Source organism: uncultured Nocardioides sp. (assembly GCF_902805925.1).
GTDB lineage: Bacteria > Actinomycetota > Actinomycetes > Propionibacteriales > Nocardioidaceae > Nocardioides.
In genome coordinates this window covers 1-9,510 of sequence record NZ_CADCUP010000073.1, presented here as the reverse complement: position 1 = coordinate 9,510, position 9,510 = coordinate 1, and the positions used below count along the sequence as shown (strand labels likewise).

The 9,510-nt window shown below is 73.4% G+C and carries 9 protein-coding genes; 4 read left to right on the top strand and 5 right to left on the bottom strand.

The genetic code is table 11. From position 1 onward, the window contains the following. Nucleotides 1–509 (bottom strand): phosphoenolpyruvate-utilizing N-terminal domain-containing protein (locus QZX64_RS05225; RefSeq protein WP_295657533.1); only part of this gene is annotated, 509 nt, incomplete at its 3' end. Between the two features lie 99 nt (nt 510–608). Here QZX64_RS05225 and QZX64_RS05220 point away from each other — a divergent pair. Genes QZX64_RS05220 through QZX64_RS05205 form a run of 4 tightly spaced genes read left to right on the top strand, consistent with a single transcriptional unit; the run spans nt 609 to nt 4,866 of the window. After that, complete coding sequence (locus tag QZX64_RS05220) at nt 609–1,373, top strand: DeoR/GlpR family DNA-binding transcription regulator (protein ID WP_295657532.1); 765 nt, start codon at nt 609–611, stop codon at nt 1,371–1,373. Continuing rightward, on the top strand, nt 1,370–2,335 hold the full coding sequence (locus tag QZX64_RS05215) for a 1-phosphofructokinase family hexose kinase (protein WP_295657531.1): 966 nt from the start codon (nt 1,370–1,372) through the stop codon (nt 2,333–2,335). Before QZX64_RS05220 ends, QZX64_RS05215 begins: the two co-directional genes overlap by 4 nt. Beyond that, nucleotides 2,332–4,572 (top strand): fructose-specific PTS transporter subunit EIIC, encoded by a 2,241-nt coding sequence (locus QZX64_RS05210; RefSeq protein ID WP_295657530.1) that lies wholly within the window; start codon nt 2,332–2,334, stop codon nt 4,570–4,572. Before QZX64_RS05215 ends, QZX64_RS05210 begins: the two co-directional genes overlap by 4 nt. A 36-nt stretch (nt 4,573–4,608) precedes the next feature. Beyond that, nucleotides 4,609–4,866, top strand: a complete 258-nt coding sequence (locus QZX64_RS05205; protein ID WP_295657529.1) for an HPr family phosphocarrier protein — start codon at nt 4,609–4,611, stop codon at nt 4,864–4,866. Between the two features lie 75 nt (nt 4,867–4,941). Here QZX64_RS05205 and QZX64_RS05200 read toward each other — a convergent pair whose 3' ends face one another. From QZX64_RS05200 to infB, 4 genes are all read right to left on the bottom strand, one after another. Next, entirely contained in the window at nt 4,942–5,889 is a 948-nt protein-coding gene (locus QZX64_RS05200) for a bifunctional riboflavin kinase/FAD synthetase (protein ID WP_295657528.1), read from the bottom strand. 66 nt (nt 5,890–5,955) lie between these two features. Then, nucleotides 5,956–6,828 carry a tRNA pseudouridine(55) synthase TruB gene (gene truB, locus QZX64_RS05195; RefSeq protein WP_295657527.1) on the bottom strand — a complete coding sequence of 291 codons (873 nt, stop codon included), beginning with the start codon at nt 6,826–6,828 and terminating at the stop codon, nt 5,956–5,958. After that, nucleotides 6,825–7,283, bottom strand: a complete 459-nt coding sequence (gene rbfA / locus QZX64_RS05190; protein WP_295657525.1) for a 30S ribosome-binding factor RbfA — start codon at nt 7,281–7,283, stop codon at nt 6,825–6,827. Before rbfA ends, truB begins: the two co-directional genes overlap by 4 nt. 163 nt (nt 7,284–7,446) lie before the next feature. Continuing rightward, the coding region (gene infB, locus QZX64_RS05185; RefSeq protein ID WP_295657523.1) for a translation initiation factor IF-2 at nt 7,447–9,510 on the bottom strand (2,064 nt) is incomplete at its 5' end.

The window sequence follows — 9,510 nt, the reverse complement described above, 5'->3', positions numbered from 1 at the left end:
GAGGGGGCGAGGTCCTCGGCGACCAGCACCGACGGCTCCGACGGCTCGGGCACGCCGGGCGCGGGCTCCCCGACGATGTCGGCGACGAGCCGGCGCTCGATGTCGCGCAGGTCGGTGACGCGCTCGGCCAACAACCCGCCCATCGAGGTGAAGATCCCGACGAACTGCTCCACCGCCGCCCCGACGGAGGCGACCAGGTCGGTGCCGCCCGCCACCGACTTGCGGACGGCGCTGCGCAGCCCCTTGTCGCGCGCGAGCCCCGCGCTGGCCGCGAGCACCTCGGCGGCGGGGCCCGTGGCGCTCTCCGCCTTGCGGCCGAACTCCTCGGCCACCCTGCCCGCGGCGGCGTCGTACGCCGCCAGCACGGCCTCGTCGTCGGCGAAGTCACCCGCCCCGAAGCGGGAGATCGCCTCGGGTGAGACCTCACCGCGCACGAGGAGGGCGGGACCGGCTGCCACACCGGGGACGACGGGAGTACCGCGCATGGTCGACTCAGCTGCCGTGGTCATGCCCACACCGTAGGGCACCGGCACCTTGACAATCAACATGTTCGGAGATAAAACAACATATACACAGATAACCGCGGCACCGGCTCGGGAGGGGACCACGTGTACGCCGAGGAGCGACAGCAGGCCATCGCCCAGCTGGTCAGCCACCAGGGCCGCCTCTCGGTCGCCCAGCTCGCCGAGAAGTTCGGCGTCACCACCGAGACCGTGCGCCGCGACCTCTCCTCCCTCGATCGTATCGGCCTCATCCGCCGGGTCCACGGCGGCGCCGTGCCGATGAGCGCGGTCACCTCCATCGAGTCCGGGCTCAGCGAACGCGACCTCGCGCACACCGCGGCCAAGGACGCCGTCGCGGCCGCCGCGGTGGCGCTGCTCCCGCCGCCCGGGTCGATGGTCATCATCGACGCGGGCACCACGACCGCCCGGCTCGCCGCCATGCTGCCCCGCGACCACCGCCTGACGGTGGTGACCCACGCCGTGACCGTGGCCACCCGGCTGGCCGGGCTGCCGCACATCGAGCTGTTCCTGCTGCCCGGCCGGGTGCGCCCCACCACGCACGCGGCGGTGGGCCCCGACACCGTGGCCGCCCTGGCCGACCTGCGCGCCGACATGGCGTACGTCGCCACCAACGGTCTGAGCACCCACGGGCTCACCACCCCCGACCGTGACGAGGCGGCCACCAAGCGCGCCATCGTGGCCGCCGCGCGACGTGCCGTCGTGGTCACCGACTCCAGCAAGATCGGGGTGGAGGCGCCGCTGCGCTTCGCGGCGCTGACCGACGTCGACACCCTCGTCACCGACGCGGGCATCTCCGCCGCGGACCGCACCGAGATCGAACGAGCCGGAGTCGAGGTGGTCGTCGCATGATCCTGACCCTCACGCCCAACCCCAGCATCGACCGCACCATCGCCCTCGCGGGCGTGCTGGCGCGGGGACAGGTGCAGCGCGTCGAGTCGGTCACGGCCCAGGGCGGCGGCAAGGGCGTCAACATCTCGCGGGCGTCCGTGGCCGCCGGGATCCCGACCGTGGCCGTGCTGCCCGCCGCCAAGGACGACCCCTTCGTCATCGAGCTGCTCACCGCCGGCATCGACTGCAAGCCGGTGCTGCCGGCCGGTGGCGTGCGCACCAACCTCACGATCACCGAGCCCGACGGCACCACCACCAAGCTGAACTCCCCCGGCGCGGCCGTGGGACCCCAGCACCTCGAGGCCATGGCGACCACGCTGCTGGCCCGCGCGGCCACCAGCAGCTGGACCGTGCTCGCAGGGTCACTGCCCGCCGGCTCCCCCGACACGTTCTACGCCGACCTGGTGCACCGCCTCCACGACTGCCCGAGCAAGGTGGCCGTCGACACCAGCGAGCGCCCGCTGGCCGCGCTGGTGGACGCGCTGCCCGGCTCCGCCCCCGACCTGATGAAGCCCAACGGCGAGGAGCTGGCCTCCTTCACCGGCGACGACCCCGACGTGCTGGAGTCCGACCCGTCCGCCACCGCGGCCGCCGCCCGCACGCTGGTCGACCGCGGCGTGGGCGCGGTGCTCGCCACGATGGGCCCCGCGGGCGCGGTGCTGGTCACCGCCGAGGGCTGCTGGCACGCCACGCCCCCGCCCACCACCGTCGTGAGCACCGTCGGGGCGGGTGACTCCAGCCTGTTCGGGTACATCCTCGGCGACATCCGCGGCCTGCCCGCCGCCGAACGCCTCGCACTCGCAGTCGCCTACGGCAGCGCCGCCGCAGCCCTTCCCGGTACGACGATCCCGGGTCCGGACCACGTCCTGACCGACCTGGTCGCCGTACGCCAGCTCGACCTCACCCAAGGGATCCCCTCATGAGCGACCTGATCACCCCCGACCTCGTCCGGCTCGACGCCGACCTGGGCTCCGAGAAGCACGACACGATCCGGGCCCTGGCAGGCGTGATCGAGCAGGCCGGCCGGGCCGACGACGTCGACGCCGTGATCGCGGACGCCCTCGCCCGTGAGGAGACCTCGTCCACCGGGCTCCCCGGCGGCATCGCGATCCCGCACTGCCGCACCAGCGGGGTCGGCGAGCCGACCCTGGCCTTCGCCCGCCTCTCCCCGCCGGTGGACTTCGGGGCCAAGGACGGCCCGGCCGACCTGGCGTTCCTGATCACCGCCCCGTCCGGCGGCGACCAGACCCACCTCAAGCTGCTCACCAAGCTGGCGCGGGCGCTCGTCAAGCCGCACTTCACCGACTCCCTGCGCGCCGCGGAGTCGACCCAGGAGGTCGTGGAGCTGATCTCGGACGTCGTCGGCACCTCGCCACCGGCCGCGCCCAAGCCGTCGGCCAGCCGCGAGGAGGACCCCCGGGCCACCGGCGGCGCGTCGACGACCACCACCGACACCGTCGACGGCACCTCCGCCGGAGCCGCGACGGCCACCCCCGGGACGGCGGCCCCCGAGGCGGCGACCACCGCGAGGACGACCGGGACGACGACCGGGACGACGACCGGGACGACGACCGGGACGACGACCGGGACGGCGACCGGGACGGCGACCGGCGGGGGCGAGCAGCGCAGCCTGGTGGCGGTCACGGCCTGCCCCACCGGCATCGCCCACACCTACATGGCGGCCGAGGCGCTGCAGGCGGCCGCCGACCGCGCCGGCGTGGCCCTCCAGGTCGAGACGCAGGGCTCGGCCGGCTCCACGCCGCTGGACCCGCAGGTCATCGCGGACGCCTCGGCGGTCATCTTCGCCGTCGATGTCGGGGTCCGCGACCGGTCGCGCTTCGGTGGCAAGCCGATGGTCTCCTCCGGGGTGAAGCGCCCGATCGACGACGCCGACGCGATGATCGCCGAGGCGCTCCACCACGCCGACGACCCGGACGCCCCCCGCGTCGAAGGGGCGGCTCAGGCGGGCGAGGGCGGCGGCGCCCCGTCGTCGTTCGGCGCCACCGTGCGCCGGGTGCTGATGACCGGTGTGTCGTACATGATCCCCTTCGTGGCCGCGGGCGGCCTGCTCATCGCCCTGGCCTTCCTGCTGGGCGGCTACGAGATCGCGCTGGAGACCGAGGACGGGTCCGGCGTCGCCGGCCAGGTGGTGGCCGACCACACCCTGTTCAACCTGCCCGACACCGGGGAGATCGACCTCGCCGGGGACGCGACGCTGCCGAACGGGGCCCTGCTCACCTACCTCGGTGCGCTGCTGCTGGTCCTGGGCAACGCGGCGTTCGGCTTCCTCGTGCCGGCCCTCGCCGGCTACATCGCCTACGCCATCGCCGACCGACCGGGCATCGCACCCGGCTTCGTCATGGGCGCCGTCGCCGTCACCCTCAACACCGGGTTCCTCGGCGGCATCGCCGGCGGCGTGCTGGCCGGCCTGGTCGCGCACTGGATCGCGCAGCGGAAGGTGCCCGCCTGGGCCCGTGGACTCATGCCGGTGCTGGTCATCCCGCTCGTCACCACGCTCGTGGTCGGGTTCGTCATGGTGGTGCTGCTCGGCCGCCCGCTCGGCCGGCTCACCGAGGGCCTCGGCGACGGGCTCAACAGCATGGCCGACGACCCGGGCCTGGCCATCGTGCTCGGCGCGATCCTCGGCCTGATGATGGCCTTCGACATGGGCGGCCCGCTCAACAAGACCGCCTATGCCTTCGCCACCACCGGCCTCGGCGCCGCCGCCACCGCCACCGACGCCCCCGAGCTGAGGATCATGGCGTCGGTGATGCTCGCCGGCATGGTGCCGCCCATCGCCCTCGCGCTGGCCACCGTCGTGCGCCCCGGCCTGTTCAACATGCCCGAGCGTGAGAACGGCAAGGCCGGCTGGCTGCTCGGGGCGTCGTTCATCACCGAGGGCGCCATCCCGTTCGCCGCGGCCGACCCGCTGCGCGTGATCCCCGCGATCATGGCCGGCAGCGCGGTCACCGGCGGCCTCTCGCAGGCCTTCGACGTCTCGCTGCGGGCGCCGCACGGCGGCATCTTCGTGCTCTTCGCCGTCGACGGCGTGCTGGGCTTCCTCATCGCCCTCGTCGCTGGTGTGCTCGTCGCGTGCGGCGCGGTGATCGCGCTGAAGTCGTTCAGCCGCACCCGCGACGCCGACCTCGCCCCCGCCTGATCCCGTTCCGCCCACCCGACACACCCGAGGAGAACCATGCCCAGCAAGACCGTCGTCGTCGGCTCCGCCGTCGGCCTGCACGCCCGTCCCGCAGCGATCATCGCGGAGGCCGCCGGAGACCTCGGCTCCGAGGTGTTCCTCGCCGTGCCCGGCGAGGAGCCGGTCGACGCCAGCTCCTCGCTGCTGATCATGACCCTGGGGGCGGGCAGCGGCGACACCGTCGAGGTGTCGGGCGACGACCAGGCCGCGGTCGACACGATCGCCGAGCTGGTCGAGAAGGACCTCGACGCCTGATCGAGCTGTCGGTGAACCAGTCCTCCGCGGCCACCAGGTCGGCGGGCCCGGGACGGCCGTGGCGGGCGTCCCGGCTCAGCCGCCCAGGATCTCGCGCGCGCGGCGTACGTCGTCGTGCATCGTCTCGACCAGGGCCTCCACGCCCTCGAACCTCACCATGCCGCGCAGCCGCTCGATGAAGGCCACCTCGACCTCCACCCCGTACAGCTCGAGGTCGTCGCGGTCGAGGACGTAGGACTCCACCCGCCGGGCGCGCTCGCCGTCGAAGGTGGGGTTGGTGCCCACCGAGATGGCGGCGGGGTGGCGCTCGCCGGTGTCACGGCGGGTCAGCCAGCCGGCGTAGACGCCGTCGGCGGGGGCCGCCTCGGCGGCGGAGGTGGGCACGTTGGCCGTCGGGTAGCCCAGCTCCCGGCCCCGCTTGTCACCCTCGACCACCACGCCGGTGACCGTGAAGGGGCGGCCGAGCGCCTCGGCGGCCCCGGCGACGTCGCCGGCCGCCAGACAGGTGCGGACGTAGGTGGAGGACCACACCTGCGGGCCGCCGTCGAGCTCGACGCCCACGGCGGAGAAGCCCTGCCGTCCCCCGGCCTCACGCAGCAGGGCGACGTCGCCGGACGCCCGCGCGCCGAAGCGGAAGTTGGCCCCCACGACCACCGTGCGCACGTGCAGGGCGCTGACCAGGACGCGGTCGACGAACTCCTGCGGCGACCACGCGGCCACCTCGCGGTCGAACGGCAGCACCAGCACGCCGTCGACCCCGGCGGCGCCGAGGAGCTCGACCCTGGTCGGGATGCTCGTCAGCTGCGGCGGGGCGTGCTCGGGGCGCAGGACCGCGATGGGGTGCGGGTCGAAGGTGACGGCGACCAGCGGCAGCCCGGCCGCGTCGGCCTCGCTGCGTGCCCGTCCCACCACCACGCGGTGTCCGCGGTGCAGGCCGTCGAAGTTGCCGACGACGACCGCGGTGGCGCCGAGGTCGGCCGGGATCTCGGCGAGGGATCGCCAGACGGCGGGACGATGGCTCACGGCGGGCAGCCTACAAGGGCCCCGCGGGCCGCCCGACGCCAGACGACGTGGTGCCGCCGCGTCGGCTCAGCCGAGGAACACGGCCACCGGACGGGCCCGGCCGTCAGCCGGCTCGTAGAGCGCCAGGAACCGGCCGTCGGGCGAGAACACGGCGCTGAGGATGGCCAGCTGTCGCTCCAGCGGGCGACCGAACCGCACCGCGGCCGCCTCCTCGGCGTCGAGCTCCACGACGGGGAAGGTCGCCCGCGCGGCGTCCTCCAGGGGGACGAGGGTGAGCTCGTCGGCGAGCTCCTCCAGCGTGCGGGCCACCGCCAGGTCGAACCCTCCCACCGCCGTACGACGCAGCACGGTGAGGTGCCCTCCGACACCGAGGCGCTCCCCGAGGTCCCGGGCGACGGCCCGGACGTAGGTGCCGCTGCTGCACCGCACGGAGACGTCGACGTCGAGGGCGTCGCCGTCGCGGCGCAGGTCGCCGACAGTGATCTCGTGGATCGTCACCGGCCGTGCGGGGAGCTCCACGGACTCGCCGTCGCGGACCCGCTGGTAGGCCCGCCTCCCGTCGACCTTGATCGCGGACACCGCGCTGGGCCGCTGCTCGATCTCACCGACGAAGGTGGCGAGGGCCGACCGCACGTCCGGCTCGTCGACGGCGCCGGTGGGTGTGCTGGTCAGCGGCTCGCCCTCGGCGTCGTCGGTCGTCGTGGTGGCGCCGAGGCGGATGGTGGCGTCGTAGGCCTTCTCGGTCAGCATCAGGTGCCCGAGCAGGCGGGTGGCCCGTCCGACACCGAGCACCAGCACCCCGGTCGCCATCGGGTCCAGGGTGCCGGCGTGCCCGACCTTGCGGGTGCCGGCCAGCCGACGGGTGCGTGCGACGACGTCGTGCGACGTCATGCCTGCGGGCTTGTCGACGACGACCAGGCCGACGGGCGCCTCGGTCACCGCTCGTCGTCGAGGTCGTCGTCCTCGTCGGCGTCGAGGTCGCGCGGCTTCTTGTACGGGTCGGTGTCGCCGGCGAACTGGGCGCTCACGCGCTGCGCGGCGACCTCCTCGTCGGCGGCACGGGCGGCTGCCAGCACCTCGTCGAGGTGGCGGGCGGTCTCGGGCAGCGCGTCGCGGATGAACTCCAGCGACGGGGCGTGCCGCATGCCCAGCTGCTTGGCCACCTCGGAGCGCAGGAGCCCCTTGGCGGACTCCAGCGCCGCCGCGCTGCCGACCGCCTCGCTCTCGTCGCCGAAGACGGTGTAGAAGATCGTCGCCTGCTGGCTGTCACCGGTGACCCGCACGTCGGTGATCGTCACGAACCCCAGTCGCGGGTCCTTGATCCGCCGCTCGAGCATCTCGGCCACGATCACCTGGATGCGGTCGGCGATCTTGCGGACACGGGGACTGGCCATCGTCTTCTCCATTCAGCAGGTGCACGGACCCCGCCCCCGACGTCCGGTGGTGGCCGGACGTGCGGGGGCGGGCGGCCGTGGTTGGGTCTGGCACCCGTGGAGCGAGGGACGAGCGGAACGGTTGGTAGGCCGCCCGCCCCCGCACGCGAGGCCAGGGTCGGACTCAGGCCCGCGGGATCTCGCGCATCTCGAACGACTCCACGACATCCCCGATCTGGATGTTCTGGTAGTTCCTGAGCACCAGACCGCACTCGAAGCCCTCACGGACCTCGGAGGCGTCGTCCTTCTCGCGGCGCAGCGAGGCGAGGTCGAGGTTGTCGGCCACGACCGCACCGTCGCGCAGGACCCGCACCTTGGCGTTGCGGCGGATGACACCGGAGGTGACCATGCAGCCCGCGATGTTGCCGGTCCGCGACGAGCGGAAGATCTCGCGGATCTCCGCCTGGCCGAGGGTCGACTCCTCGAACTCGGGCTTGAGCATGCCCTTGAGCGCCGCCTCGATCTCCTCGATCGCCTGGTAGATGACCGAGTAGTAGCGGATCTCCACACCCTCCTTGTCGGCCATCTGGCCCGCCTTGCCCTGGGGCCGGACGTTGAAGCCGATGATGATGGCGTCGGAGGCCGCGGCGAGGTCGACGTTGGTCTCGGTGATCGCACCGACGCCGCGGTCGATCACCCGGAGGCTGACCTCGTCGCCGACGTCGATCTGGGCCAGCGAGTCCTCGAGGGCCTCCACCGAGCCGGACACGTCGCCCTTGAGGATGAGGTTGAGCTCCTGGCTCTCCCCCTTCTCCATGGAGGCCATGAAGTCCTCGAGGGTACGACGCACGCGACGCTTGGCCTGCATGGCCGCCCGCTCGCGCGACTCGCGCTTCTCGGCGATCTGGCGGGCCATGCGGTCGTCGTCGACCACGATGAAGTTCTGGCCCGCACCGGGCACCGCACTCAGGCCCAGCACCATCGCCGGACGCGCCGGGTCGGCCGTGGCGAGCTCGTTGCCGTACTCGTCGAGCATCGCGCGGACGCGGCCGTGGGCCGGACCGGCGACGATCGAGTCACCCACGCGCAGCGTGCCGCGCTGGACCAGAACCGTGGCGACCGGACCGCGACCGCGGTCCAGGTGCGCCTCGACCACGAGGCCCTGGGCGTCCTGGTCGGGGTTGGCCCGCAGGTCCAGCGAGGCGTCGGCGGTGAGCACGACGGCCTCGAGGAGCCTGTCGAGGTTGAGCCCGGCCTTGGCCGAGACGTCGACGAACATCGAGTCGCCGCCGTACTCCTCGGGGATGAGGCCGTACTCGGTGAGCTGTCCGCGCACCTTCGTCGGGTCGGCGTCCTCCTTGTCGATCTTGTTGACCGCGACCACGATCGGCACACCGGCGGCCTTGGCGTGGTTGAGCGCCTCCACCGTCTGCGGCATGACGCCGTCGTCGGCGGCCACCACGAGGATCGCGATGTCGGTCGCCTGGGCACCACGGGCACGCATGGCGGTGAACGCCTCGTGACCGGGGGTGTCGATGAAGGTGATGCGGCGGTCCTCGCCGTCGACCTCGGTGTGCACCTGGTAGGCACCGATGTGCTGGGTGATGCCACCGGCCTCCTTGTCGACCACGTTGGCGTCACGCAGCGCGTCGAGGAGCTTGGTCTTTCCGTGGTCGACGTGACCCATGACGGTGACGACCGGCGGCCGGACGGCCAGGTCGGTCTCGTCGCCCTCGTCGGAGCCGAAGTCGATGTCGAAGGACTCGAGCAGCTCGCGGTCCTCGTCCTCCGGGGAGACGACCGCGACCACGTAGTTGAGCTCCTCGCCGAGCAGCTCGAACGTCTCGTCGTTGACCGACTCGGTCGCGGTCACCATCTCGCCGAGCGAGAACAGCATCTGCACCAGGGCGGCCGCGTCCACGCCGATCTTCTCGGCGAAGTCGGTCAGCGAGGAGCCGCGGGCCAGGCGCACGGTCTCGCCGTCGCCCTTGCGGACGCGCACGCCACCGATGGTCGGGGCCTGCATGGCCTCGAACTCCTGACGACGGGCGCGCTTGGACTTGCGTCCTCGACGCGACGGGCCGCCGGGGCGGCCGAAGGCACCCTGGGTCTGGCCACGCTGGCCGGGACGACCGCCACCGGGGCGACCGCCACCGCTGGGGCCGAAGCCGCCGGGACGGCCCGGGGCGCCGGCGCCCGCGGGAGCGCCGCGACCGGGAGCACCACCGGGGCCACCGCGACCCGGCGC